Annotated in this window: 19 protein-coding genes and 4 pseudogenes; 7 read left to right on the forward strand and 16 right to left on the reverse strand. The window is 69.1% G+C overall.

Going from position 1 to position 26,692, the window contains the following annotated elements; genetic code table 11:
• A pseudogene (locus ACFY4A_RS21400) lies at positions 1-261 on the forward strand (TetR/AcrR family transcriptional regulator); the annotation flags it as partial.
• Positions 262-767: 506 nt separating this feature from the next.
• On the opposite strand, the gene ACFY4A_RS21405 reads toward ACFY4A_RS21400, so the two are convergent.
• Both ACFY4A_RS21405 and ACFY4A_RS21410 read right to left on the reverse strand, forming a co-directional pair.
• A complete protein-coding gene (locus ACFY4A_RS21405) occupies positions 768-1,205 on the reverse strand; it encodes a helix-turn-helix domain-containing protein (RefSeq protein WP_390830964.1) in 438 nt (145 codons plus the stop codon).
• Between the two features lie 29 nt (positions 1,206-1,234).
• Positions 1,235-1,711 carry a transposase gene (locus ACFY4A_RS21410; protein WP_390830965.1) on the reverse strand — a complete coding sequence of 159 codons (477 nt, stop codon included), beginning with the start codon at positions 1,709-1,711 and terminating at the stop codon, positions 1,235-1,237.
• A gap of 112 nt (positions 1,712-1,823) precedes the next feature.
• Here ACFY4A_RS21410 and ACFY4A_RS21415 point away from each other — a divergent pair, with 112 nt between their 5' ends.
• Complete coding sequence (locus tag ACFY4A_RS21415; RefSeq protein WP_390830966.1) at positions 1,824-3,074, forward strand: vanadium-dependent haloperoxidase; 1,251 nt, start codon at positions 1,824-1,826, stop codon at positions 3,072-3,074.
• A 777-nt stretch (positions 3,075-3,851) separates the two neighbouring features.
• Positions 3,852-6,056, forward strand: a complete 2,205-nt coding sequence (locus ACFY4A_RS21420) for a plasmid pRiA4b ORF-3 family protein (RefSeq protein ID WP_390830967.1) — start codon at positions 3,852-3,854, stop codon at positions 6,054-6,056.
• Between the two features lie 1,671 nt (positions 6,057-7,727).
• Here the strand turns inward: ACFY4A_RS21420 and ACFY4A_RS21425 are convergent.
• Positions 7,728-10,529 carry a heparinase II/III family protein gene (locus ACFY4A_RS21425; RefSeq protein ID WP_390830968.1) on the reverse strand — a complete coding sequence of 934 codons (2,802 nt, stop codon included), beginning with the start codon at positions 10,527-10,529 and terminating at the stop codon, positions 7,728-7,730.
• 550 nt (positions 10,530-11,079) lie between these two features.
• Positions 11,080-11,862 carry a DUF4253 domain-containing protein gene (locus ACFY4A_RS21430; protein WP_390830969.1) on the reverse strand — a complete coding sequence of 261 codons (783 nt, stop codon included), beginning with the start codon at positions 11,860-11,862 and terminating at the stop codon, positions 11,080-11,082.
• 335 nt (positions 11,863-12,197) lie between these two features.
• Here ACFY4A_RS21430 and ACFY4A_RS21435 point away from each other — a divergent pair, with 335 nt between their 5' ends.
• Positions 12,198-12,755, forward strand: coding sequence for a DinB family protein (locus tag ACFY4A_RS21435; protein ID WP_390830970.1), 558 nt, complete (start codon positions 12,198-12,200; stop codon positions 12,753-12,755).
• A 33-nt stretch (positions 12,756-12,788) separates the two neighbouring features.
• Here ACFY4A_RS21435 and ACFY4A_RS21440 read toward each other — a convergent pair.
• The 4 genes and pseudogenes from ACFY4A_RS21440 to ACFY4A_RS21455 all read right to left on the reverse strand — a co-directional run.
• Positions 12,789-13,360: pseudogene (locus ACFY4A_RS21440) on the reverse strand (IS5 family transposase); the annotation flags it as partial.
• Positions 13,361-13,777: 417 nt separating this feature from the next.
• Positions 13,778-14,419 (reverse strand): hypothetical protein, encoded by a 642-nt coding sequence (locus tag ACFY4A_RS21445; RefSeq protein ID WP_390830971.1) that lies wholly within the window; start codon positions 14,417-14,419, stop codon positions 13,778-13,780.
• A pseudogene (locus ACFY4A_RS21450) lies at positions 14,401-14,562 on the reverse strand (IS5/IS1182 family transposase); the annotation flags it as partial. The pseudogene ACFY4A_RS21450 and the gene ACFY4A_RS21445, both read right to left, overlap by 19 nt.
• A gap of 20 nt (positions 14,563-14,582) precedes the next feature.
• On the reverse strand, positions 14,583-15,455 hold the full coding sequence (locus tag ACFY4A_RS21455; protein WP_390830972.1) for a hypothetical protein: 873 nt from the start codon (positions 15,453-15,455) through the stop codon (positions 14,583-14,585).
• Between the two features lie 231 nt (positions 15,456-15,686).
• On the opposite strand from ACFY4A_RS21455, the gene ACFY4A_RS21460 reads away from it, so the two are divergent.
• Entirely contained in the window at positions 15,687-16,691 is a 1,005-nt protein-coding gene (locus tag ACFY4A_RS21460) for an ArsR/SmtB family transcription factor (protein ID WP_390831067.1), read from the forward strand.
• Between the two features lie 93 nt (positions 16,692-16,784).
• Here the strand turns inward: ACFY4A_RS21460 and ACFY4A_RS21465 are convergent, their stop codons facing one another.
• Entirely contained in the window at positions 16,785-17,126 is a 342-nt protein-coding gene (locus ACFY4A_RS21465) for an AAA family ATPase (protein ID WP_390830973.1), read from the reverse strand.
• Positions 17,127-17,326: 200 nt separating this feature from the next.
• On the reverse strand, positions 17,327-19,957 hold the full coding sequence (locus tag ACFY4A_RS21470) for an alpha-N-acetylglucosaminidase TIM-barrel domain-containing protein (RefSeq protein WP_390830974.1): 2,631 nt from the start codon (positions 19,955-19,957) through the stop codon (positions 17,327-17,329).
• 197 nt (positions 19,958-20,154) lie between these two features.
• Here ACFY4A_RS21470 and ACFY4A_RS21475 point away from each other — a divergent pair, with 197 nt between their 5' ends.
• Entirely contained in the window at positions 20,155-21,324 is a 1,170-nt protein-coding gene (locus ACFY4A_RS21475) for an ROK family transcriptional regulator (RefSeq protein WP_390830975.1), read from the forward strand.
• Between the two features lie 114 nt (positions 21,325-21,438).
• On the opposite strand, the gene ACFY4A_RS21480 is transcribed toward ACFY4A_RS21475, so the two are convergent.
• The 6 genes and pseudogenes from ACFY4A_RS21480 to ACFY4A_RS21505 form a co-directional block, all read right to left on the reverse strand.
• A complete protein-coding gene (locus ACFY4A_RS21480) occupies positions 21,439-21,606 on the reverse strand; it encodes a hypothetical protein (RefSeq protein ID WP_390830976.1) in 168 nt (55 codons plus the stop codon).
• 27 nt (positions 21,607-21,633) lie between these two features.
• Positions 21,634-22,241 (reverse strand): annotated as a pseudogene (locus tag ACFY4A_RS21485) (nucleotidyl transferase AbiEii/AbiGii toxin family protein).
• Positions 22,238-22,600 carry a hypothetical protein gene (locus tag ACFY4A_RS21490; protein WP_390830977.1) on the reverse strand — a complete coding sequence of 121 codons (363 nt, stop codon included), beginning with the start codon at positions 22,598-22,600 and terminating at the stop codon, positions 22,238-22,240. Before ACFY4A_RS21490 ends, ACFY4A_RS21485 begins: the two are co-directional and overlap by 4 nt.
• A 120-nt stretch (positions 22,601-22,720) precedes the next feature.
• The gene (locus ACFY4A_RS21495; RefSeq protein ID WP_390830978.1) at positions 22,721-23,761 is read right to left on the reverse strand and encodes a transposase; all 1,041 of its coding nucleotides are present in this window, start codon (positions 23,759-23,761) and stop codon (positions 22,721-22,723) included.
• A 230-nt stretch (positions 23,762-23,991) separates the two neighbouring features.
• Positions 23,992-24,183, reverse strand: a complete 192-nt coding sequence (locus ACFY4A_RS21500; RefSeq protein WP_390830979.1) for a hypothetical protein — start codon at positions 24,181-24,183, stop codon at positions 23,992-23,994.
• 10 nt (positions 24,184-24,193) lie between these two features.
• On the reverse strand, positions 24,194-24,961 hold the full coding sequence (locus ACFY4A_RS21505) for a TetR/AcrR family transcriptional regulator (RefSeq protein WP_390830980.1): 768 nt from the start codon (positions 24,959-24,961) through the stop codon (positions 24,194-24,196).
• A gap of 101 nt (positions 24,962-25,062) precedes the next feature.
• Between ACFY4A_RS21505 and ACFY4A_RS21510 the strand changes: the two genes are divergently transcribed.
• A complete protein-coding gene (locus ACFY4A_RS21510) occupies positions 25,063-26,532 on the forward strand; it encodes an MFS transporter (RefSeq protein ID WP_390830981.1) in 1,470 nt (489 codons plus the stop codon).
• The last annotated feature ends 160 nt before the right edge of the window (positions 26,533-26,692 follow it).

Here is a 26,692-nt window from a genome sequence, read left to right on the forward strand (position 1 = left end):
GCGCTCGAGGGCATCGTCCGCCCCGCGGTGCGCGAGCCGCTGAGCCGGGCGCGCGAGTCGCTGATCGAACTGACCTCGAAGTGGCTGGCGGACCTCGGGTCGCCCGCACCGCGGGAGCACTGCAGGATCCTCTTCGACTACGTCGATGGCCTGATCTTCCATCAGATCGTTATGCCAGAGGACGAGTTTGACCCCGAACCCGGCATCCGCACGGTGCTCAGCGCGTTCCTGCCCCCGGCCGCACCGGATCGACGGAGCTGACGAAGCACCACCTGGACTGTTGTCGACGAGTCAACCAGCGCACCGGCAAGGCGCCGCTGAAGGTGCCGATCTGGTAGGCCACACCACCAACCGGCGCGCATCCACCTCCCCACCAGGCAGCGCACCGGCGATCAGCCTCCGGACAGCGACAGCCACTCGCCCCACAACCGCCCGGCCTCGGCGGCAACTGTCCTCCATAGGCCGCCACAACGGCAGCCAACCGTCGGAATCACGCTCATCCTTGGCCCATACACTCAACGTCGGCCCGCCCAGCCGGTCCGGTCCCAGCCGGTGCTGCCGGGCATGCCCGAGCGCAGCACCCACGACTACCTGCGACACGGCATCACCAGTCTGTTTGCCGCGTTCAACATCGCCCGACGGCACTGTCATCGGCGAACTCCACCCGTCACCGGGCAATCGAGTTCAAGAAGTTCCTGGTCACCATATATAAAGCGGTGCCCGCCGGACTCGACGTGCACACTCTGGGAAGCCGCCCAGGCGGTGGCTTATCCAAAACTGCTCGATGGTGTCGCCACCGGCGTCTTCTGGGCCGCCGCCCGCGGTCGGGTGTACGCCATCTGGACGCAGTTGGGCACGACGATCGGGCCGTTGCCCCTGCGGTAGCCCGACGGCGTCTGTCCCACAATCTTCCGGAACGTCCGGCTGAAGGTGCCGACGCTGGTGAAGCCGACGTCGAAGCAGACATCGGTGACGCTGCGGTCGGTCTCCCGCAGCAGGAACATCGAACGCTCGACCCGCCGCCGCTGCAGGTAGCGGTGTGGCGTCTCTCCGAAAACGGTGCGGAAGCAGCGGCTGAAGTGCGCCGGTGAGATATGGGCCACCGACGCGATGGCGCGAACGTCGAGCGGCTCGGCGTAGGCGCGGTCCATCGCGTCGCGGGCGCGGAGCAGGCGCCGGTTCAGATCCTCGACCTCTCGACTCACGCCGCCATGTTATGGACATCGCGGGCCAATCAGCGTGGCGAGACGCGTGCGGGCAGGAGTGTCTGAGCCTGTGCGACGGCCTCTGCGGGACCTGATAGGGGCGAGGGGGGTCGCTGGGTCGGGAGGCTGGGCGGGAGGAGGCCAGTACCGGTGAGGCAGCCGTCGAGCAGGTCCGGGCGGTACTGGATCTTCTTGAGGCGGCGCTTCACTGCTTTCGTGATCTGGCCGAGGTCGGCTGCGGCCAGGTTGCCGATGTCGCGCTTGACCATCGCCCAGACGCCTTCGGTCGGGTTGAGGTCGGGTGCGTAGGCCGGCAGTTGGAACACGGTGAGCCAGTCGGCGTTCGCGTCAATGAACTCCTTCATGCCTGCGGTCAGGTGAAGGCGGACGTTGTCCCGGACCAACACGATCGGGCCGCCGAGTTGGATGCGGGCGCGGACGACCAGGTCGCGGAAGTCCCGTGAGGAGCCTGCTTCTTCACGGTCAAAGTTGTGTGGCCACTGCATGAACCTTGGTGGCCTGTCGCGCGTACTCCTCTACGGTCCGTCGCGAGCACACCAGCCGTGCCGCCTCGACCTGCGTCGCACCCACTTGAGACGAATCCCTGAAGGAGTGTTTGTGAATTCGTTGACGATCCGCACGGCCATGGTGGCTGTCGGCGCCTCCGCGCTGCTGGCCACCGCCGTCGCGGCCCCGCCGGTTGCCGCGGAGCCCGCCGAGGGGCGTTCCTCGGTGGCGCTCGACTGGTACGACACCACGGCCGCGACCGTCGCGGCGGCCGGCGCCCCGACGCAGATCACCAACAGCCGTACTTGGGCGATCAGCTGGCTCGCCGCGGCCCGTGCCACCAAGGCCGTACCCAGGGGCGTCGAGCGCCGCGACTACCAGGACGCGGCGCTGGCCTCCGCGGTGCACGACGCCCTGGCAGCCCTGGCCCCGGCCCGTACCGAGCAGCTGGACGCAGCACTTCGCGACACCCTGAACCGCATCCCGGACGGCCCCGCCGAAGACAAGGGCGTGGCCGAGGGCAGCCGCCAGGCCCGTCTCGCCCTGGCCTCCCGGGAGGGCGACGGCCTCGACCCGGCCTCGTCGAACGCGCCGTTCCCGGTGCCACCGGCCGCGCCCGGCGTGTGGCAGCCGACACCGCCCTCGTACAGCCTGGCCATTCAGTATGGCAACCGGCTCGCCAAGCCCTTTGTGCTGCGCAGCGCCGACCAGTTCCGGCTCGGCCCGCCGCCCGCGCTGAACTCCCGCCGCTACAAGGCGGATCTGGCCGAGGTGCGAGCGTCCGGCGCCGTGGACAGCACCAGGCGAACCGCCCGCCAGACGGAGACCGCCACCTTCTGGCTCGGTTCCACCCTGACCGTGTGGACCGGGCCGCTGCGGGTCGCGGTGGACCGTGCGCCGCAGTCGGCGGCGAAACGGGCCGAACTGGTGTCGCTGTTCCATGTCGCGCTCGTGGACACGCAGATCGCCACCTCCGACAGCAAGTACCACTATCTGCGGTGGCGTCCCGTCACGGCCATCCGTACCGGCGACATCGACCGGGACCCGACGTGGACGCCGCTGCACGAGACGCCCGCGCACCCGGACTACCCGAGCGGCCACAACAGCTACGCGGGGGCGGGGGAGAGCGTGCTGAACGCCCTCGCCGGGCGGCACACCGCGCCGTACCGGGTGACGTCCCCCACCGCTCCCGGCGTGACCCGTACGTACACGGACTGGCACGGGCTGACCGCCGACAACGTCGAGGCGCGGATCCTCTCCGGCATCCACACGCGCTCTGCGGACGAGGCCGGCGTGAAGCTGGGCGCCGACGTGGCCGGGTACGTCCTGAACCACGCGGACGGGCTGCTGCGCCCGCTCTGAGCGTGCCTCCCCCTTGTGGGCTGTTTGGCAGGGCCATGGCCATGACCCGCATGTCACAGCAGCCCCGCAAGGGAACCCACCGCAGAACCGTCCTCTCCACGGCCGCCGGAGCCGCGGCCTTAGGTGTCGCGTCGGCATCGGCCGGCGCGACGCCCGCGGCACCTTGGACGAGGACCGCATCACCCAGCTGGAGAAGCTGGGCATGGTCCGGAGCCACTTCGACGTCGCCTGCGAGGAAGCTCGGAGTACCGGATCGACTCACCTTCGCGGTGGCCGGACAGCACGATGACCGGGGTCGTTGTCGGTGATGACGCCGGCGTTGCCGAAGCCGATCCACTGGGAGAAGCCGACGCGGCCAGCCGGGGGGCGAGTCCTCCCACAGCTCCTGGCATCCGTACACGGTGAGGTCCATGAGCACGTAGCTGTAGTCCATCGCCTCCACGCCACGCAGCGCAGGGCTTCCAGGTAGTCACGCGGCTCGGGCACCCGGACGGGCTACGAAACCCGGCAGCACACTGCGTCTGCACATGTCGAGGGCTGCGAAAACTGTAACTGGCAGGGCCGTCGGCTCCCGAGCGCCTGCGCTGCCCGGAAAAAGACACAGCATATCTACTGCGGGCGGCGTCGAGACCGTGTGTGTCCAGAAGGACAGTGGCCGCCACAACCGGGTTTGAGCTGGGTACACCGACAGCGCCATGATGGGGCCGTTCGAGTGGCCCCGGTGCGGTGGAGCAACAGATGCGGCGAAGCGGGAAGATGGCCCCGTCCGATCTCCGGTTGAAGATTGTGCTGCACGGCACGAGACCGCCCCTGTGGCGGCGCCTCGTGCTGCCGTCCGACACCTCGCTCGGGACGCTGCACGACGCCATCCAGGTCGCCTTCGGATGGCACGGTGACCATCTGCATCTCTTCACCGACGAGTTCGGCCAGGGGTACGGCGATGCGGCCCGACTCACCGACATCGATCTCGGCTTCGGCCGCGGGGTCGTCGACGAGGACGCCACCGCGCTCGGCGACGTGCTGGCCGAGGAGGGAGCACGGCTGCGCTACGTCTACGACGCCGGCGATGACTGGGAACACAGGATCACGCTGGAGAAGACACTGCCGCGCCCGGTCGGCGCGGAGCGGACAGTGCGCTGCGTCGGCGGGCGTCGCGCCGGTGTACCGGCCGAGGACATCGGCGGCGCGTGGGGGCTGGCCGAGGTGCTGGAGTGTCTCGACGCCCCGGACGGGGCCGGGGATGGCCCGTACGGTGAGCTTGTCGCCAAGTTGCGGGCGGCCGGTTACGATCCGGCGGCCTTCGACCGGGACGGGATCACCGCGCGGCTGGCCCAGTTGACGCCGGACGCGGTGTCCGCAAGAGCGAAGCCGCCGGCCGGTGATCGGACCAGGCGCGACGGTGTCCGCCAGCTGACCGCCGAGGACGTAGCGTTGTTGTGTACCTGCGGGCAGTGCCGGGTGGGCGATCCGGTCGATGCCGGAGTCGACGAACCGGCCGAAGATATGCCTGTGCTGCGCCCGGTGACCCTGGCGCCGCAGGAGGACCTTGTCGCTGCCGTGCGGAGTGTTCCGTTCTTCGACGCGACGCTGCGGCTCGCCGCCTGGTGCCGCGAGGGACGGCAGGTCACCGCCGGCCGGGTGCTGCGGCCCGCGCTCGCCCGTGAGGCCGTCGAGGAACTCCAGCTGTGGAAGCTGGCCGGCGACGACTCGCCGTATGCCGATGCTGTCGCGCGGGCTCGTGCGTTGGAATCGCTGCGCAGCGCCAAGCACGTGGCCGTACTCGATGATCCGTGGTGGCTCGCCGTGGATGGCGGGATGATCACGATCAGCGGGGGCCGCGCGTGGGGTGGCACGGCGACCGACTTCGCCGGCGGGGACCTTCTGGAGTTCTGGGCCGCCACGATGGGCGATCTGCTGGAGGAGATCGGTGAGACGGGGGTGCTGGACGGGCTGCACGGTGAGCTGGGCGAACTGACGGCCGAGATCGCCGACGGACTGGTCGGCCTGCTGTACGACGCCCCGGACGACGTCTGGGTGGATGTCGAGGACCTGCGTGCGAAGGGCCGTGAGGTGGGCGAGAACGGGCCGGAGTTCGATCTCTTCCAGGCGCTGTTCGCAGCGTCCTTCCGAGAGCTCGGAGAAGGGCTCGCCCTGCTGGGCGCGGTGGAGTACGAGCCCGGTGACGACGAATTGGCCGAGGAGGCTCTGTGCACACTTCTGAACGCCATGGGCGGACAGGAGCTGGGCGGCGGTTCGCGAACCTCGTCGGCTGCGTCGGACCGGTCGCGGGGCGACAGGCGCGGGGACCGCATGCGGCTCACCCCGCTCGGCCGCTACGGGCTCCGCGCCTACCTGATGGAGTGCGGTCTGCCTGCGCCGCTGCTCGGTGAGTATGCCGAGGCGGACGCCGGCGCTCTGCTCCAGGGGCTCCTGGGCTACTCCCCCGATGAGATGCGCCGGGAGGTCAAAGGGTGGCTGGAACACCGCTCGGCAGCGGATGCCGCGGTAGGGCTGCTCGACGCATGCGATGGAGACGGCTCCGAGGCAGCGGCGAAGCGCGCCGTCGCCCAACTGGTGCTGGCCGACCTCGACGACCCCCGGGCACTGCGCGTGCTGCGCAAGGCAGCGGACTCCGACGTCGAGGGGTGCCGCCAGGTGGCCATCACGACCCTGGGCGCACGACCTGGGGCAGAAGCACGCGTAGACCCGGCGCGGGCGGAGGAGGCCGGATTGTGGCTGCTCATCGACGGACTGTCGATCCTCGCCGGTTCTCAGGAGAGCGAGGCGCTGACCCGGGGCTTCCTTGAGAACTGGAACACGGCGCCGGAGGCGCTGGAACAGCGGGTGGACAAGCTGTGGCGAGTGGAGCACCCAGCCACCGCCCAAGTGCTCACCGAGCTGGGTGAGGGCCTGCGCGGCGTCGACACGCGGCTGGCCAAACGCATGCGTACCGCGGCGAACAAGGCCCGCTCCCGCCGGTGACAGCAGGGTCGGAACCTTCCGGTGTCGTACTCGTCGAAGAGGCTCGGCTTCTTCTAGGCATAGAAAAAGGGCGCCTGACCAGGGCAGATGCCCGTCAGGCGCCCTTCTCGGCGCACACCTGAGCAGCGAGTCGAAATGCTGCCTTACTCCCGATATCCCCCACCGGTATCCCAGCTTCGACCAGCAGTTCCGGGGCATTTCCGGGCCAGGCTGTCCTCCAACGCACCCTCCACATCGTCCGTCGGCTCCTCCCACCGCCGCATGGACTCCTCGATCAGGTTGTTGGCGTGGTTGCGTGCTTCGGCCAGGAACTTGGCGTAGTAGCGGAAGAGGACCTGGATGCTCTGCCCGGCTCGGCGTGCGCACTCCGCGGGGTCGACGCCGGAGGCCAGCCAGAACGAGATGCCGGCGTGGCGCAGGTCGTAGGGGCGCTTCGCCAGCTCAAGGGCGTGCTCGTCAAGGGTGAGAGCAGCCTCACGCGCTCGCCCCCAAGTGATGCCCTACGCCGAGGCGTCGATGTAGTTCCCCGCTGCGTTGCGGAACAGGCGCCCATCGGGTGCCACTCCAAAGCGTCGGATGTGTTCGCGCAACATGCGGACGAGCACTGGGGGATCGGCACGGGCCGTGTGGCCTTGGCTGCTCGCCGTTTCAGCGAGTGGATCTCGTGCACAGCGCCGTCATCCGTCCACCCCTTACCGGCCGTCACGACACCGCCCTTCAGGTTCAGAAGACCCCAGCCGCTCGTCGGCAGACGACACTGGGATTTCCGCAGGTGGATGACTTCAGCTGGGCGCATGGCGGCGTAATACATACAGCCGAAGAACGCATACAGGTGAGGGCCACGACCAGGTAGGGCCTTGACTGCGGCAAGCAGTCGGGCGACCTGAGCCGGGTTCGGCACGCAGTCGGGGTCGACTTCGTCAGCGACTTCTGGCGCCGTCCAGCGAAGACCGTTCAGCGGGTTCTGTGCGAAGTATCCGCGTTCGACAGCTGCATTGAACACCTCGTTGACCGCGGTCTTCTTTCGTTTCACGGTCTTCGCGGCAGCGGCCGTCCCGTCGACCTTCCGGCACAGCGCGTCGAGCCCTCGCCGCAGTACGTCGGCGACCCGCCCCTCGGCCTCTCGCCGCGCCTGAGCCAGCCGTTCCTCGGCCGCAGCATGGGCCCACTGCCCGGTGGCGGCGATGCTCGCAGTCTGCTGGTGCCGCTTCCGGGTAGGAAGCTGCGCGTCGGCCAGCCCGAGCCGGTGGCTGGCTCTCCCGCCGGCCAGTCCTTCCTGAGCGCGGACGTCGCTGCCATCAAGTACTCAGCCGTTTTACCAGGTCACGCCTCCGACGACATGACCTAACACTGGCGCAGAGACGAAATCCTGCTCCTGGCGCACAAGCGGCACGTCACACCAAATCGAGGCGAGACAAGCTCGCCCAGGAGCAGCGGGCCGCACTCGCAGAACTGGGGGTGGAATGGGCGTGACACCGCCATCGTCCGGCCGTTGAGCCTGACCGCACGAGGCCCCGGGCTCGCCGATCCCGGGGTCTCGTGCTGGGTGTCAGAAACACCCAACACCCCGGCTCACACCCACCCACCACACCAACTACGACCCGCGCAATCACATGGGGTGTCCGTTTACGCACGGGCGCTGCGCTGCTCCTCTGAGATGGGGCTGCGGGATCAACTGGTCGCGGCGGCCAGGATCGACCCGGCATGCCGGTCGAACCGGACCATGTGGCCGTTGACCGCCACCGTGCGGGCCCAGGGCGCGCGTATACGGATCGCCTTGTCGCGGCTGGTGCTCGCCACGAGCTTGGAGCCGGTGAGCATGACGGTGCGGGCCTTGGGGTCGAGCACGACGGCCACGTCCGCCATGGGTTCGGGACAGGCGACGAGCTCGGTGTCCTTACACGTCAGCCGACGGCCTCCGTGCAGCAGCCAGGTCTGTCGGCCGCCCTCGTCCTCGGCAAGGTAGGCGAGCGTACCGTCCCAGCTGTGCCGCCCGAACCGCAGCGGCGTGCGGGGGGCGGCATGTGCGATGCAGTAGGTCGCCGAGTGCCCGCCGCCGAAGTCGATCGCCAGCGCGCCGGCGGCGTCGTCGGGTGCTCCCGCGACGGGGAGGTGGTCCACCGAGGCCCGGGGCTTGGTTCCTCCCGGCGCGGACAGCAGCAGGGTGTTGAAGGTCGCCGCTCCCGTGGCCTTCTGGGTGTAGGTCACGTACTTGGTGTCGTAGATGTTGTAGAACGCGGGCGAGTAGTAGCCGTTCCGGATCTCTGCGCCGAGCCGCTCGGGGCGGGCCTGCGCGATCAGGAGGTTGGCGCCCTGGAGGAAGGCCGTGGACGTGCTCTTGCCATCGGAGGCGAGCGACGGGTTGGCATCGGGCAGGAGGTGCCAGTTCTGCCGGTAGGTGTGTTCCGCACTGTCCGCGGGGTCGAGCTGGTCCGAGACGAGCCACATCCCGGGACGGACGAAGAGGACCGACCGGGTGTGCCGCACCCCGGAGGTGCCGTCGGTCCAGGCCCGTGCCACGTCGAAGACCGCGTTGGTGGAGAACAGGTCGAACGCAGCCGCCTTGTTCGAGTTCTGCGCCTTGCCGTCGATCTCGACGGTGGTGTGCGATTCGGTGGTCATACGCAGCCAGTTGCTGCGTGGATCGTTGCTGTAGCTGAAGGCGCCCATGGTCGGCAGCAGCGACCGGCCGTGTGCGTAGACGGTGACCGCCAGCTCGTCGGGATGGGAGTGCGCGCCCCGGTCGGCGTTGAAGCGCATGTACGAGGCGTCAGCCGACCATCCGCTGCGCAGCACGGCCACCCGGGTGTCGGGGTACAGCACCGAGTCACGGTCGGGCCTCGTCCCTTCCTTCCCGCCGGTGCCGACGTATCGCAGCTGGGCGTCGTCGAGCGTGTCTGCCAGCTTGACGAAGAGGGAATGGCGGTCCGCGGTGCCGCCGTCGCCGTAGCCGGGCCCCCAGCCGTTGGGCATGTTCTCGTCGGCGAGGAAGTGAGCGAGCCGGCTGAGGTCCTGGGCGCCGCCCAGCTCGTGGCCGTTGGCGGCGAAGTGGGCGACCAGGCCGGCGAAGGTGGCTGCGACCCCCGTGGCGTAGCCATCGCTGGCCTCGGTGTAGCCGCCGTCCCGGTACAGGGCCTGGCTCAGCTGGTTGGAGAGGAAAGTACCGGCGTTGTCCAGCCACGCGGAACTGTCGGCGAACTCGGGGAAGTGGATGGCGATGGCGGCCAGGGCCTGCTTCTGCGCCTGCATCCAGTTCGGGGTCGGGTGCGTGGCGACGGCCAGGTACTGTCCGGACTTGTCGAAGGTGCGCAGGATCGCCGTGGACGCCGCTGGGCCCAGGGAAGGGCTGGTGCGCAGGATCTCGTATGAGTAGACCCAGTTGACGATGCGGTTGGCGGTGTCCAGGCTGCGCGGGAACGAGCCGGCTCCGTAGTTCGTGCCATAGCCGTCGGCATCCTGGATGAAGTCGGTCAGCAGGTCGACGAGGCCCGCGGCGATGGCCTCGTCGCCGCTGTGCCGGTAGGCGTCGGCCATGGGGCCGGCGAAGTAGCAACGGGGAAGCTGGTAGCTGTACTCGGGGTCGGAGCCCGCGGGGCCCTTCCAGTCGAAGCCGCCGGGGTCGGCCTGCCAGGAGAAGGTGTTCTGGACGGTATTGGCCCAGGTGCGGGTGGCCTCGTCGAATGTTTCGGTGGTCTGGTAGACGATGATCTTCTTCTCGTCCCCGGTGGTCGCGTTGCGCCCGGTGAGCTTGAGCACGGCCGACTTCGGCGGCTCGGTGACGCCCTCCAGGCGGAAGGAGAGATAGGCCTTACGGGTCTCGGAGCCGAAGGCACCGGTCCCCTCGTCCCGCACCTGCAGGTCGGGCTCCGAGCCGAAGGCGCGGGACGCGTCATCGCCCGCCTTGATGTACGTGTCGGCGGTGACGGGGAAGGTGGCGGTGGTGCCGTCGGCGCGAGTGACCTCGAGCACCGGAGCGCCGGCATCGGCGGCACGTCCGCGGAAGACGGCCGTGGACGGCTCCTTGTAGCGGGCCATGAGGAAGAAGATCAGGTTGCCCGTGGCGAAGGACCGGGTGACCGCGTCGGTCACATCGGCCTCGACGGTGGACTCCTGCGGGCCCACCGTGACGACGTCCTGGTAGATCTCCCCAGTGCCCAGCGTCCAGATGTGGTCGATGAACAGCGGTACGAGCCCGGGCCGGAAGGTTCCGTTGTACAGGAACGGAAGAGTGGAACGCGCCTGCCGCTTGGCGAAGTGCTCGGCCAGCCGCTCACCGGCGGCCGCGTAGTCACCGGCCTTGACGGCCTCTTCCACCGGCCCCAGGGTCGAGGCGGCCCTGTAGTTCAGCCGACCGGCGACGCTCCAGGCGCCGGCAGCGGCGTTCCACACCCCGAAGAAGGCGCGATCCTGCTCGGCCGACGCCGAGGAGGATGCGGCAGCGAAGTAATCGGTTGCTGCGTGCGCGGAGGACACCGGCAGAAGCGCGGCGGCCGTTGTACCCCCGATTGCTCCGATAATGGCCCGACGTCGGAACGATCTGCGGTGCGATGGCTTGCTGTCCACGAGGATGCCTCCAGCAGGAGAGAAAGCGGTTGTCATCGGGCTCTGCCGATGGTTCAGCTCGGAGACCCGCCCGTCAATGGATCTGACACATCACTGGTGTGGCAGGGAAGTTGGATCCCGTCACGGCAGATTTCGAGTGCCGGGCGACGCCGGATCCGCCGTGGGTCCTGCTCTCCGCCGCCGTGGTTCGCGCCGTACCGCGCCGTCCAGCCCGAGCATCAGGACGCGGGCCGTGCCTGGGGGCATACCGGGGAAGTAGCCAACCCGGTGATCCGGGCGCGGCCCGGAAACGGAAAGATCTGAGCGGAACACCCCCGCATCGGCGGGGAGAAACCTGCGCCCCTCCATTGGGGTCGGCGTCGTGGTCGGAACACCCCCGCGCTGGCGGGGAGGACAACGGCCACATGTGCGCGAAGCAGGCCGCCCACGAAACACCCCCGCGTCGGACCTGCAGGCATCCCTAATCCCACCAGAACGACCAGTGAGTCCGCCCCGCAAGACCCGCGGCGTACTCGGGAAACGGCGTGGGCGGGTCGTCGACGATGTTGTCCGCAGTCGACAGCACGTGCTCCAGGGCGAGCAGCTGCGTGTGTGACGCTTCGACGGGCGGACGTGCGACTGAGACGTGCAGCTCACGGCCGAACACCCCCATCACTCGCGCGCCGAACCGGTCCTCCCAGCTTCGCAGGAGAGCACACACCAAGGACAGCGGTGCTTCTTCGTCCAAGCCGATCAGCGCCACGGCATCACTGCTGCGCGAGGCGGGGACGAGCACAAGGCGACACCCGTCCAGCCCGAACCGGCCCGTACCAAGGAGCCCGGTCAGCGTCCTTGCCGAAGCTTCCTCGGGCGTCGGGTCAGTGGACATCACGGGCATCGGCGGCGCCAGGCCCGGCCACTGCTCGAAGGGCGGCCCCGGGTCGTGCGGCCACGGCTCGACTCCTTCGGGTACCGGAACCGGCGTCGGGCCCGTCCAGAACGGAAGCCTCCTGCGCCGATACTCGGCGAAGTCCGCCGCCAGCACCTCCTCCAGGGGGACGGCGTCAACCCGTTGCAGCTCCAGCGGCCTTCCCAGAGCAGCGGGCCACAAAAGGGGAACCAGTCCGGTTGCCTCCTGCTCGCCCAGCAAGCGGGACCACAACCGCTCAACATCTTGAAGAAAATCGTCGGAGACCCACACGTGCACCCGGCCACAGGACAGGAAGCGGCCGGGAGGCAATCCGTCAGGCAGCGTAAGGACCATGACGGCACCGTAGAGCGTGCCTCTGACGTTGCAGCCAGCCCAGGCAGAAGCACTCGACCCTCGCGATCGGTGCTCCGAACAAAACCGGCTAGTTGGCGACCGCCGACGCCTCCCCGCCACCCCGGGCTCCGGAACACCCCCGCGTCGGCGGGGAGGACGACCGCGCGGGTAACGGCAGCGCAAGGTGCGTTTGGCCTGCGGCGGTGCGGATGCCGAGAGTTGGTCGTCGCTGCGATCTGCCCTTCGTCCATCCACACTTTAGGACAGAATCTGACCGCAATGGCTCATAGCGTGGTCCTTGACCGACGGAACAGGAACACCGGAAGGCAAAGACCATGACCGTCAACGAACTGACCACCCGCGACCTGGCCGAAGCCCCGGCCGTCACCGGTGAGCGCGCCGAATTGCTCGAGATGCTGGCCAAGCACCGGCACTTCCTGCGCTTCACCACCCGTGACCTCACCGACGAGCAGGCCGGGCTGCGGACCACCGCCAGCGAGCTTTGCCTGGGCGGCCTGATCAAGCACGTCGCCGCGGCCGAGCGGAACTGGGTGGACTTCATCCTGAACGGCCCATCTGCGATGGGGGACTTCACGGCCATGACCGAGGCCGACTGGGCCCGGCGGGCCGACGAGTTCCGCCTGCTGCCCGGTGAGACGCTGACTGGTGTATTGGCCGACTACGCCGAGGTGGCCCGCCGGACCGACGACCTGGTCGCCACTCTGCCCGACCTGGAGGCCACGCGACCGCTGCCGAAAGCCCCGTGGTTCGAGCCCGGCGCGCAGTGGTCGGCCCGCCGGGTGCTGATGCACATCATCGCCGAGACCGCTCAGCACGCCGGCCACGCCGACATCATCCGCGAGTCCCTGGACGGCGCCAAAAGCATGGGCTAACCGGCGGCGCGGTCAAGGACTGTGCGGCCGTTATCAACGGAGCCACAGCCGGATCGCGGCGGCGGTGACCGTTTCCGTGAAAGACATACGCGCTCTTGCGTACCGGGTCGCTACGGCCCGGAAGTCCTTGAGTGCGTTGATGGTCCGCTCGACTTCGTTCCTGCGGGCATAGCGTGTCCGCTCGAAACCAGCGGGGCGCCCGCCTCGGCTACCGGGCCGTCGGCGGTCGGCCCGCTGGTCCCGGCGCTCGGGAATCGTGTGCCGGATCTGCCCTCGCCGCAGGTACTGCCGGTTCCGGCGTGAGCTGTACCCCTTGTCATCGCAAAAGGCAATCCGGACGCGTCCGCGGATGCCCGCCGGCCGGGCGCGGGACACGGATGCGGTCCAGGACCGGGACCAACTGCGGGACATCACCCCACTGACCAGGCGTGACCATGACCGGCCAGCGGGCGGCAGCTGCCACCACTCGCCGAATGGATCTTGGTAATGAGCCCGCCGCGTAAGCGGCCGATCGCCTCGTCGGGACGATGCCGGGCAGGGTAAGCGCATCGTGCCGGTACCCGGGCTGGCCAGTGACGGACCCCGGCGGCGTGCTGGTGGGCGCGGCGAAAACCCCCGCCGCGGCGGGGAGGACACGCGGCATGAGGACGCCACGGCAAGCGACGGAAGACGGCTCCTATCGGCGGCGCGTCGACAACCGGTACTCACCGGCCGGCGCCTGCTCCTCGGCGGGCGCGGGCGGCAGCAAGCCAGGTGCAGCTCGTTGCGGTGCCGGCGGAGGATCTGCCGCAGCGCACGGCCGCGGACAGGATACGGACGGTGAGCCATGGCGCACAGCATGGCGGGCGATCGCCCCTCGCCCAGCCACGTCGTCAACACGCCGCCCTGCTGTTCGTCAGTGAGGGTGATGCGGGCGCCGGGCATACTGCCGTACTCCCCCACCCACGAGGAGAACTTGCGGCGGGCAGTACCCTCGCTCCCCCACCAGCCATGCACCACCGAACGGTTGGCCGACGTCACGGTCAGATGGAAACGGTGAGAGTCATACACGGCAGCCGTCGGCCAGAGCCGCCTGCAGGGTCTGTTCCACCTTGCGCCGCGCGGCCTGGCCAATGGGATGTCCGGCCTCGACCGCCAGGGAGCAGGCCTGCTGTGACAGGGTGCCCATAAGGATGGTGCTGCTGTCGGCTCAGGCGCCTGAGCTGGGTGCGGGCACGTTTCTGCTCGATGCCATCGGGATATCTGGAGCGCAGGATCACGTCCGGGCCGCGCTGGTGGACCTTGATCTCGTCCAGCACCCCTTCCACTTCCCACCTCTCGTGATACAAGGCCGCCAGCTCGGCCGCCGGTGCCTGTTCGGGGTCGAGGATCGTGGTGATCAGCCGGATCGGGCCCGTCCTCCTCGTGGCCGGTGACGGTGTACTCCACCACCCGCACCAGCTGCCCGTGCGCGCGGCGCCTGTCCCGGGCCCGTGGATCTCCGACAGGTATGAGCCGTCCGCGTACTGCTCGCGCACCACCAGCACGACGTGGGACTTGACCCGCCACAGCAGGTCGGCGCCTGTCGCGGCGGCGGCCTGCCGGTCGTAGCCGGGGAAGTTGCGGTCTGCCAGCAGCAGCATTTCTGGTTCAAGGCTCGGCAGCAGGGTCGGCGGTTCGGGCATTCGTCCCAATGGTGAGTCGTCCATGCCTGCCGGATCAGGCTACGCACGGTGATGATCGTGTCGGCGAGGTCGAAGAAGGTGTCGATGACGGTGGTGCGCCGCTCGTAGCAGCGGGCGAGCCGGTAGAAGGCGTTCTGCCTCGCGGTGCCGGACCGCCCGGCTGCTAATCGGCCGTGCCGGACCGGCCGTTGTCATCGGAGCAGACGGGGTCGTCGATCGCCGTGACGGTGTACGGGGGCGTGCCCGGACGGTCGTCGAGCTGGCTGTTGACCACATACAGCCGGCAGTCATGCCGGGCAAGGGTGGTGGGCAGGTCGAACTGCTCGCCGGTGAGCCGGTGCGTCACCACTCCGCTGCGCAGATCCTCACTCAGCTCGGCGATGTACACCCCGTTGGGCGCACCGTAGTTGAGCACCGTGTACAGGGTGCGGCCGTGCAGCACCATGCCGTCCGCCCCGAAGGACGCGTCACCGAGCTGCACTTGCTCGACCGCGCGGGTAGCCGTGTCCACCCGCCAGACCGCCTCGGTGCCGTTGGACGCCACCAGCAGTGTCGTGCCCGCCCTGTCGGCCACGATGCCGTTGAGCAGCCAGTACCGCGCCGGGAACTGGGGGAAGGCGGAACGGATGTCGAGCCAGGGCACGAGCGGTCCCACTCGGTCGCCCCGCAGGTCCGCGCGGAGGACCACGGGGTTGGCCCAGTCGGTGACGTACACGGCGTCCTTGGTGATGACGAGGTCGTTCAGGTCCGGGGCGCCGAGCGGGCCGTCCGGTGCCGCCCGGGTTGCCAGGAGTCGGCCGCGAGAGTTGTGCACGGTGAGGCTCGTGCCGCCCACGGAGAAGACGTTCCCCCGGCTGTCCGTGTGCACGCCCCGTGTGCTCTGGCGGGCCTCGACGCCCTGAGCCGCGAACGGTTGAAGGTCCGAGTTGCCGACACGCCCGCGGAAGAGTCGACCGGTGCCGTCGGAAGAGACGTACATGGTGCCGTTGCGCTGCACGGTGATCCCCTCCGGCAGGATGCCGGGATCCCGGGACACGACGTAGGTTGTGGGTAGTCCATGGGCATCGGCGTGAGCGGTCTGCCCGGCCACAGCGAGCAAGATGGATGCTCCCAGGCAGAGCAGGCGTGTGGTGGCAGGCATGGCGCAACCTCCGCAGGTCTTTTGAAGAACCGTCATGAAGCCAAGCCTGGCCCGGCCGGGCACCGGTCCGCGCTGCCTTTCAAGCCTGGCCGAAAGGCGGGGACGTGTCGATAATCGGTCGACGTGATGCGTATCCACTTCTCTGCCGCCGACCTGTGCAAGATCACTCTCGCACCGGTGCCCAACGCCGTCTTCGAGACGGCGCTCAGCGTGCGCCGCCTGCGCGACAGCCCGACCGCGGGGAACGGGTCACGACCCGGCCTGGCGCGCTGGCATCGGGAGATGAGCGGAAGCCTGGCAGCCCGTGCCGGGCTGCTCATGGGCCTGGTCCTCGGGGAGGGGTTCTTGCCGGACTTCCTGCTCCACCCCTCGGGTTCGTCCTTCGCCGACGGGTTGGAACTGACCCGGCAGACACCGGCCTCGCAACTCGCCGCCGAACTGGCTGAACTGCACAGGGTCGAGCAGGCTTTCGGCCGGACTGGCGGCCCTCGGGGCGGCTCCCCCGAAAACGCCCGACTGCTTCGCGAACTCGCCGAGGGCACTCCCGGCGCCCGGGAAAGGCTCGTCGGTGATCTGCACCGCTACTACGGCTCGTCCGTGGCGCCCCTATGGCCCGAGATCCGGGCCAATGCCACCGCCGACCGCGCCCTGCGCGCCGAGATGCTGCTGCGCGGCGGAGTAGACGCTCTGCTGACCACGCTCAGCCCCTGCTGGCGGTGGCAGCCACCCACCCTGCACCTGCCCTCACGTTCGAGCTTCGACGTCGAGTTGTGCGGTCGGGGCCTGATGCTCATCCCCTCCTACTTCGCCACCGCACCGGTCCTGATGTACCGGCCGCACGACTCGACCGTGCTGACCTACCCGATGCATACCGCCGACGGCCGCCCGGACGCCACCGGTGACGTCCTCGCCCCGCTGCTTGGCCGCACCCGCACCGCCGTCCTTGCCTCCCTGCGCACCCCGGCCACCACCACGGCGCTCGCCGAACGCACCGGAATCTCCCTCGCCGGCGCCAGTCAGCACGCGACCGTACTGCGCAACGCCGGGCTCATCTCCACCGACAGAACCGGCAGCGCGGTCCTGCATTCCCTGCTCCCTCTCGGCAAGGCGCTGCTCGACGGCGCCTTTTGACCCGTCCGGCGGCCCCGGGTCCCGGCCATGGCGCCCGGCCCGAGCCGGCAGGCACTGACCGCGACCGCCGGGAGGCATCGAACCCGGCCGACCTCAGGCTCGGGTGTCCCCACTTCCCCGAACCCCGGCGCCGGCCCCGAGCGTCGCCCGTAGGCGATCACTTCCTCGTCGTCGGCTGGAGGGTCGAAGCGGGCGAGGAAGTCGTCGAGGGCTTCGGGGGGTGACGGTGAGCGCGTTGACGTCCTCGCGCTCGTTACGTTCGACCAGGCGCCGCAGCAGCTCTTCCCGGTTGGTGAGCAGGCACACCACAACGAGCAGACCGCCCGCTTCACGGGCAGTCTGCCGCCAGGCGTCGCGCTCGCCGCGGCGCCGCAGCCCGTGGTCCAGGACCACGTCGTTTCCGGTCTCGATCTCCTTGGTGAACCGTTCCCACAATCGACTCGACCACGGGCCGCTCGCGCTCGAAGTAGGTTGCTGGATCCATTACCGAGTCGAGACACCCTATTCGTCAACATGCCCGACCCGGTCCCCGCATAGCGGGGACCGGTAGATGTGACCCCGTGACCGCCCTGCCGTAGGGGACAGTCGGGAGCATAAACAAAGCCGTATCGAACCGAGCCAACAAGCTCGATCGTTTACAGCCGAGTAGTTGACGCGGGGAGGATCCAGCGCTGCTCGGGGCCTGCTGTGCAGGTCCGGATCAGCAGGCGCGTACCGCCATTGCCGTCCCCTTCTGCGTGCAGGCACAGTCCTGACTTGGTGTTCTGCAGGGTCCGGTCTCCTCGTGCGGTCCAGGACTGGGCGGGGGTGCCGTTGCACTGGTAGAGCTGCACGACGGTGCCGTCTGCGGTGGAACCGTTTCTGACGTCCATGCACTTGTTATAGGCGCGCAGGGTGCCGTCGCCCGGGATCGTCCAGGTCTGGGCGGCAGTTCCGTCGCACTGGTTGAGCCGCAGAGCGGTGCCGTCGGCGGAGTTGCCGCCCGTGACCTCCACGCACCCGCCGTCGGCGCCGGTGACCGGTCCCGAGGGCGGCGGGGCGGGCAGGGCGTCGCGTACCGCGGTGGCCAGTGCCACCGGGTCGCCCGACGCCTTGACGGGGTAGGTGTCGCGCTGCTGGTTCCAGGCGTTCTCGAGCGCGAACCAGTCGATGGAGACCGGTGCCCGGCCGGTGGCCAGCGCGGTGTCGAGGGAGTCGAGGTACTTGGTCCAGCGCATGGCGTAGAAGTCGGAGACCAGCCCGGACCACTCCCGGTTGGCGTAGTCGCGCAGGCCGCCCGAGTCGCTGCCGGAGCGGTGGCCCCAGGTGGTGAGGATGGAGCGGGCGTCGAACTCGGCCGCCGCCTTCTCGGCCTCCGTGGTGCCCGAGGACTTGGCGTCCTCCAGCCAGGGGCCGAGGAGGAACCGGGGGTCGGTGGCGAGCAGTTCGTCCAGCAGGGCGAGGTCGCTCTGCCATTCGGCGGCCCGCTGACGGAAGCGGGGCAGGTCCTTGGCATCGTAGGCCGCCTTGATCTGCGGGAGCAGGGTCCGGCTGCGGTTGGCCAGGGCCTGCCGCGCGACGTCGACCAGGTCGAAGCGATAGGCGTCGGTGGTCCGCAGCTCGGGCGCGACCTGCAGCAGTTCGGTCAGCGCCCGCTGCACCGTGCTCGCCTCGTAGCGCATCCCGCCGGGGCTCCAGCTGGCCGCCGTGGTCGCCGTCAGCCGGGGGCGGGCGGTGAAGAGGCTGTCCTGGGACTCGCTCCACGTACCGGACGGGGTGCTGTACGGGCCGTCGCGCAGCAGCTCCCACGCCTTGGCGGCATGCGGGTCCTCGCCGCCGTAGCGGCGCTCCGCATACTGGGCGAACCATGCCTTGTGGTCCACCGGGCCGGTACGCCAGGCCAGTTCGGTGAACAGCTCGTAGGCGACGGGGTTGCCACCGGTGCCTTCCGGTAGGTAGGCGATGCCCTTCAGCGCGCTGCCGGGCTTGGTGCGCCACTGGTGAAAGCGGTCGGTCCAGACAGCGGTGTTGGCGCCGATGGTGGTGTGGCCGCCGAAGTTGGGGATCGTGCCGAACGCGTAGGGCGCGCCATGCCAGGCGGCTTCCCGGTCGAGGCCGTTGTAGCGGTCGGACAGGCCGTCGACGATGAACAGCTTGCTCTTGTCGACGGCGTCGATGATCTGCGTGGAGGGGTTGTTCTGCCAGCCGAGCAGGGTCCAGGTGGCACCGGGGTGCGCGGTCTGCAACGCGTTCATCACGGCCTTGGCGGCGTCACCGATGGGGACGTCGCCCGGCCGGCCGCCCTCGTGGAGCAGGTCCATCTTGTACATCGTGGAGTCGCCGAAGAGTTCGCGCTGGTGGCGGTAGAACGAGGCAGCGACCTCGGGGAACATCTGGCTGCGCGGGTCGAGCCAGTCGGGCCGGTCGAAGCCGACCCAGCCGCCCTGCGGGACGACCGGTCCGGTGGGGTTCTTCTCCGTGAACCGCGGCGGAACGGTGCCGTAATAGCCGGGCAGCACCGGGGTCATGCCGAGTTGGCGCAGTCGGTCCGCGATCCTGCGGCCGAGTTCCGCGCGGTCCTTCAGCTGCTGCTCGGAGACGGGGCCGCCGAAGCCGGACATGTTCTGCATCAGCCACCACGGCTGGTGTGCCGGGCCGGGGATCCAGGACCGGAGTTCGTCCTTGGAGTAGCCGAACTCCTGGAGGGTTTCGTAGTAGACGGCGTCAGCGCCCATCTGGACGAAGACCTCGTTCGCGCCGTGCAGGGCGAGCAGATCGATCTGTTTCTCGTAGGACGCCCAGTCGCGGTAGGCGCCGGAGTAGCCGTCGTCGGTGTCGTTGAGCGCGAAGCGGTGTGGCACCGAGGCGTCCTTGCGGACGGTGCCGGCGGGGGCGGGCAGGATGCGGGGCAGTTTCGCCGTGCTGTCGCCCGGCCAGCCGAGGTCGACTTTCGCGGTGTACTTCAGGTACCAGTTGACGCCGCTGAGGATCACGGCGGGGCTGGTTCCCTGGACACGGAGATCGCCGGCGTGGCCGGAGACGGTGAAGTAGTCCCCGGACTCGGGGCGGCTCACCGGGACAAGTGTGAACTGGGAGACGTGGCGCGGCAGCAGCCGTGCGAGCGCTGCCTTGGCCGGACCTGCGGCGAAGGCGGGCTGGCCGGTGGAGGTTACCGCGGCGGCCCCGGTCCCGGTGGCCGCAGTAGTGGCGGAAGTACCTAGGACCGTGGCCAGCACGGCAAAGACCATGGCCACGGATACGGCGGCCCAGGATCTCAGTTTTCTCATTGGCTGCCCATCAGAGGGGGATTATTAATGGAGCGTTCGATAATATGGAGGCGGGTGCTCGAGCCCGTCAAGACACCGGACCGCTCGTTGTGGATCGGCTGGGTAGAGTGCCCAGCACGACAGCGAGGAGGGCGGGGGTACTGACGCACATGGCAGCCAGGAGAACAGCGGCGAACGGGCCGCATGTGCTTCGGCAGATGAACGTCGCTGCCGTCCTGGCGGCGCTGCGGGAGGCCGACTCCGCCGCCACCAGCGTCAGCGGCCTCGCCGCGGCCACGGGGCTCTCACGGCCCGCGGTGACGAGAGCCCTGGCGGACCTACGGGACCGCGGCTTGGTGGAGTTCACCTCCACGGGCAATTCGCTGCAGCCCGGACGGCCGGCCCAGTACGCCAGGTTCCGCGCCGAGGCGGGATATGTCGCCGGGATAGACATCGGACCCCACAAGGTGCTGGTGGCGATCGCGGACCTCGCGGGGCGGGTGCTGACGGTCCACCGTGCAGCGGTGGACGCGGGCACTGACGGGCTGCAGATGTTCGACACCGTTCGCGCCGCACTGACCACCGCGGTCGTGGAGGCGGAAGTTCCGCTGTCCCACCTGTGGGCGGTGACTGTCGGCACGCCCGGCATCGTCGACCGGGACCGCGGCGAGGTACTACTGGCTCCGAGCATCCCCGGCTGGGCCGGACTACCCGCGGTGACGCGACTCCGCGACTGGTTGCACTGCCCGGTGTCCATCGACAACGACGTCAACCTCGCCGTCCTCGCCGAACAACGACGGGGGGCCGCAGCCGACGCCGAGACCGAGAGCCTGGTATTCGTGCAGTGGGGTCGGCGCATCGGCTGCGGCATCATCATCAACGGCAAGCCGTATCGCGGGCATTCGGCCGCCGCCGGGGAGCTGGGCTTCATCGACCTGGCATCCGACCCTGACGCACCTCCCGGACCGCGCCCCTCCGACGGCACCGGACCGTTCGAGCGGTTGGTCGGGGCGGCAGCCATCCATCGGCTCGCCCTGGAGGTCGGCGCGCCGGCAGGCGACGAGGACGACATCGCACCGCTCTTCGAGGCGGCGGCGGCCGGTGACCAGGCCGCCACCGATGTCGTGGAGCGGGTGGCTGCCCGCTTCGCACGCGGTCTGGCCGCGATGCTGCTGGTGCTCGACCCGGACCGCGTCGTCATCGGTGGAGGAGTGTCCCGGGCGGGAGACGTCCTGCTGGAGCCGGTCCGCCGTCATCTGCACCTCCATGCCCTGGTACCGGTCACCGTGCATGCGTCGACGCTGGGGGAACAAGCCGTGGCGCTGGGTGCGGTGCGCCATTCCCTGGACGTCGTGGAGGAGCGGATGCAAGGAATGCCCCGGGGCTGAGCAAGCGCAGCGAGCACGGGAGCCCTGGGTCTGCCGGTGGGCGTATTCGCAATCCCTCGCTACGACGCGGGGGCCCGACGACGCCGAAAAGGTCGGCGTCGAGACGGTCGAGCTTCAGGCGTACGGCGCCGATGCCACGGATTCACCGCCGAGCGTGGACAGCGCGACGTGCGGCGGGTCCAGGCAGAGTTCGGACAGCTGCGCCCGCAGGGGTTCGGCCAGGGTGTCGCCGGCGCGCGAGTGGCCGCCACCCCCTCGACACCACGACCAGCGCGTGATCACGCCGGTGGGAGAGGGGGCGGCCTCTTGTCAGGCGTTCTCGTCGTGGATCCGCGCCCCCAGGTCCTCCGCCCACGCCAGCGCCCACGTCTTGAGCTCTTCGATCTGCCGGGAGGTGAGCCCGTACGCGGCGTAGTCCTGAACTCGTCGTGGGCGCGGCGGCGGCCGAGGGATTCGAGGTCGGCGGTGGAGCGGTGGCGGGATGCGGCCTGGACGTCGATGAGGTCGCGGACGGTGCCGCGGTCGGCGAGGGCGCGGACCTTGGTGCCGATCACGTCGTCGAGGGAGAGGACGGGGCCGTAGGGGGTCTGGGCAGGCGGGGCCCAGAATGCCTCCTTGAGGACGTCGACCTCGCACTCCTCGCCGGTGTCCGGGTCGGTGACGAGGAACCGGCCGTTGAGTGGGTCGGTCTGGACATGTGTGGTCCGCCAGCCGCGCGCGGTGAGGCCGGCTGTGAGGGAGGCGATGATCTCGTCCATCGGAGCGGGGTTCTCGGTGGCGACGTCGAGGTCGCGGCTGAAGCGTTCGACCAGGCCATGGGCCTGCACGGCGTATCCGCCGGTGAGGACCAGAGGATAGGGGGAGCCGAGGTCGAGGATGTCGGTGAGGAGACACTCGTGGAGCGGGGTGAGCTTCACGCAGCGGTCTCGTCGGCCGGAGCGGTGCGGGGCAACTCGGGGAAGGCGTCCTCCCAGACCTCGCGGATGTAGGGGCTGACCAAGCGACGCAGAACGGGCCACTGCTCGGCCAGCAGCCGGTGGTGCAGGAAGGCCGCCAGGTCCTCGCGCAGGCCCTCGGCGAGGACGGTCCGGTAGAGCGTCATGCGGGACTTCGGGCGGTCCAGACTGTAGCTCGTCCGCCCGGACCAGACGATGTGGAGCGGCAGGTCGACGGTGCCCTCGACGGGGCCGGCCAGCTCCTGCAGTCGCTCGGGCAGCCGACTGCGGTAACGGTCCCGCAGCACCTCGGCGCGGGGGGCGGTGGTCGTCGCATCCATGCATCCAGTATCGCTGGTGCGAGGCGGCGGCATGGCGGATACCGGGCTCTCCTGCCGTATGTGTGGATCAGGCGCCGTCCACCTTCCCCGGCATCTCACCGGCGGACCCTCACCGCATCATCACCCACCCCGCAGCGCCTCCAGGTGCCCCGGAAGCCGAGTTCCCTGCCAGCCCAGGACCAGCCGCCCGCGGGCGCGGTGATCACGACGTAGTAGGCCATGCGGAAGTCCGCCGCGGCGGGGTCGGTGACGGCGTCGGTCTCGGTTTCGCAGTGCAGAGGGGAAAGTCTCCGGCGAATAGGCCGGGCCTGGGCACTTAAGGAACCGGCGCCCCGTCGGCCCCGTGCCGGGTCCACGTCGTCCGCGTCGGGGTGCCAGGCCCAGGCCCGACACTGCGCACAAGGCTCCGGATGGTGCAGGCGCCGATGCGGTGGCACGGGCGGCGCGGTTCGCCCTGGATGCGGATCGAGTCTCCTGGCCAGGCGCAGGATCGGTGCGGTGAGCTCCTCGCAGATCGGCGGACGTCCCCTCCGTGCGGGCTTTTTGTCTCCACTTCCAGCGCAACAGCGTGCGGTGCCAGGCGATAAGGCGGTGGTCTCGGCGCAGCCGGCCGGAGGGTGCAGGGCGAGGCCTGCGAGCACCGCGTCTCCCTCGGTGAGGGCAGCGATCCGGGTCGAGCCTCGACTCTCGCATCCGAACGCTCGGCCAGATGATGCAGCAGGCCGTGCTCCCCGAGGAGCACGGCCTGCGTGGCCCCTGCGGCACCACGTCAGTGCCTGCCAGCGCCGTTCGAAGTCGACGGCCTGCTCGGCGATGTAGTCGGTGGTGAGGGGCTTGTTGTGCTGTGCGTTGATCCCGTGGGCTGCGCACTCTTGCGCAATGGCGTCGAGCGACGGGGTTTCGTTGCTCACCCGCTGTTCCGCCCACAAGTTGTAAACACGGAACGGCAAGAGGTAGCGACGCAGGGTGGACGGGCTGACCGGCTTTCCGGCCCTCCTTCTCCCGGACCTTGTCGTGCAGCCGGTCGTGGAGCTCGGCGAGCAGACCCCCGATCTGCCACCGGCGGGCAAAGGCGTGCACACGTTTGAACGACGGGAAGTCTGCGGGCAGGTTGGCCCACTTGACTCCGTTGTCGACCACGTAGCGGACCGCGTCGATCATCCAATACCACGAAAATTAAGGGCTCGTTGGCGATGTGAAGGGCGAGTGAGATGCGAAGGGGCCGCCGCGTGACGGCGTTCGGAATCAGAGCACCAGGAGTGCTCGGGCAGGTAGAGCCGACGGTTCGATCAGGGCCCGTCCACGGCTGGTGGCCAGGGCGAGGAAAGGGTGCGGGTCGTGTCGTCGTGCGAGGCACCATGGTCCCTGCACCCAGCCGGTGGGCCGTCGGCTCAGCCACGGTGCGTGCCGTCGTCGGTGTCGAGGAGCCCGTCGGTGACGAACGTGGCCTGGGCTGCGACGATCTTCCAGCCCGCCTGGTCGCGGACCCAGGTCCGGGTATAGCGCATCCGGGCGACCAGCGGCTGCCCGCCAATTGAGCCCTCCAGCGTGCCCGCACCAAGCCCCTCACGTCGGCGAAGCAAAGGATCAGCCTCACATCACGGACTTACCCGATCTTTCAGGCACGCTCTCCGCTTGCGCGGCGAGGCCTGCGATGAGGGCATCGATGCCGAAGGTGAAGCGGTCGTCCTGGGTTCCGGCCATGAGTGCGTCGGCGTGTTTGATCAGGTAGGGAAAGCGCGTGGGTGATGTGGAGGCGAAGGCTTGGCCGACTCCGGCGAGGAACTGGGCTGCGCGAAGTTCCTCGGGGTCGCGGCCGCTGTCGTCACTGAAGCGTGTGCGTTTGAGATACGCATCGTAGACGGTGCTTGCAACGTAGAGGGAGATGGCGTCGAGGGCCCACGCGGCGGAGTGGGGTGGGACGCCTGACTCGATCATGCCCTTGAGTAGTGCCTCGGCGGCGTCGAACATCCTCAGGCTGCTGGGAATGTGCGCGAACGTCAGCCGAGCCAGGTCGGTGTGGCTGGCGAGGAGGGCGCGGCTCGTATGGGCGTAGTTGCGCACCATGCTCTTCCAGTCCTCGCCGTCAGGTATCGGCATCTGATCGAGGACCTGGTCGAGAACCGCGTGCAGCAGCGCGTCCTTGTTGTCGAAGTAGGCGTAAAGGCTCGCGGGGCCGGTGTCGAACTCTGCCGCGACGCGCCGCATCGAGACTTCGTCGACGCCTTCGGCATCGATGATCTGGAGGGCGACCTGGACAATCGCATTCCGGCTGAGGGTGCGGTGGCGCCGCCGGGCTGAGACACGAGCGGGGGAGCCGGCCGAGCGCGCCGTCCGGCCGGATGGTTTTTGGGGGGCCATAACCGCAGCATAGTTGACACGAACACTGTTCGCACGTAGAACGGTGTTCGTTCATTTCGCGATCGGTGATCGTGGCAGTGTTGTCCAGATCTGAGGAAATCATGGCTACCGTCTCTGCCGAGGGGCAGACCTCGGCGTCCGCACCTGCGGATACCTACCCGCTGCGCTGGCGCGCGTTGTGGGTGATCCTGGCCGCGCAGGTGATGGACATGCTCGACTCGCTGGTCACCTCGGTCGCAGGCCCGAGCATTGTGCGTGACCTCGGTGGTGGGCAGACCCTGATCCAGTGGCTGGGTGCCGCGTACACGATCGCGATGGCCAGCGGTCTGTTGATCGGCGGACGGCTTGGTGACGTGGTCGGCCGGCGCCGGGTGTTCCTGATCGGCATGGCCGGGTTCACCGCGATGTCGTTGACATGCGCGCTGTCGCCGGATGCTGCGATGCTGCTGACGTCCCGGGTCCTGCAGGGCTTGTTCGGGGCGTTGATGATTCCGCAAGGACTGGGGATGATCAAGGAGATCTTCCCGCCGAGGGAAGCCGGGACCGCATTCGGCGCGCTCGGGCCGGTGATGGGGCTGTCGGCGGTAGCGGGGCCGATCCTGGCGGGCTGGCTCATCGACCTGGACCTGTTCGGCTGGTCGTGGCGGGCCATCTTCGCGATCAACGTGCCGGTCGGTATCCTTGCCGGTCTTGCCGGCCTTGTGCTCCTCCCGGCGTCCCGGCCCGCTCGTGGGTCCCGGGTCGATCTCGTCGGAGGCGCGATTGCCTCGGTGGCCATGGTTCTGCTGATCTATCCGCTCATCCAGGGGCGCGAGCTCGGCTGGCCGTGGTGGACCTACCTGTTGATGGTCGGTGGCCTCGGGCTGTTCGGCGCGTTCGGACTGATCGAGCGATTCCGGGAACGGCAGGGCAAGAGCACGCTGATCGCGCCGTCGCTGTTCTCCAAGCCGGCGTTCATAGCGGGTCTGGCAACCGGGCTGATGCTCTTCGGTGCGCTGATGGGCTGTTCGGTGGTGTTCGCGTTGCTGGTCCAGCTCGGTCTCGGCTATTCCCCGTTCAAAGCGGGTCTGGCGACGCTGGCGCAGGCGCTCGGAATGATCGCCGGCTTCGTCGTATCCCGGCCACTGAACGTCCGGCTCGGTCGTCGGCTGATGTTCCTCGGCGAGGCGATGACCGCGGCGGGTTTCGGTGGCTTCGCGCTCACACTGCACCTGGCCGGCGACGCGATCGGGATCTCCTCGATGGCACCTGCTCTCGGCCTGTTGGGCGTGGGCATGGGACTAACGATGGCTCCGTTCTTCAACATCGTCCTCGCCGGTGTAGACGCCCGCGAAGCCGGTTCCGCCTCCGGCGCGTTGACCTCGGTGCAGCAGCTGGGCGGAGCGTTCGGCGTCGCCGTGCTCGGCACGACCTTCTTCCACTTCCTGAGCACGTCCACGGCAGCCACGCATATCGGGGCGTTCCGCGAGGCCACCTCGACGGCCATGTACCTAAGCGCCGGTCTCATCCTGGCCGCGTTCGTACTTACCTTCCTGCTGCCACGCCACGCCCAGAACGCCCCGGATCAGTGACAGCCGCGATCCGCCAGAGGACGCGACCGGGTGACCACGCCGGAAAGACGTGGCCAGATGTGTACATCCGGAGGCCTGCGCGGCAGTGAAGACACCTCCGTGCCCGTTCTTGGGGCGCGGCGGGACGGACAACTCCCCTACCGCTCGCAAGGAGGCGGGA

Origin of the sequence: Streptomyces sp. NPDC001292 (assembly GCF_042896465.1) — a bacterium.
Lineage (GTDB): Bacteria > Actinomycetota > Actinomycetes > Streptomycetales > Streptomycetaceae > Streptomyces.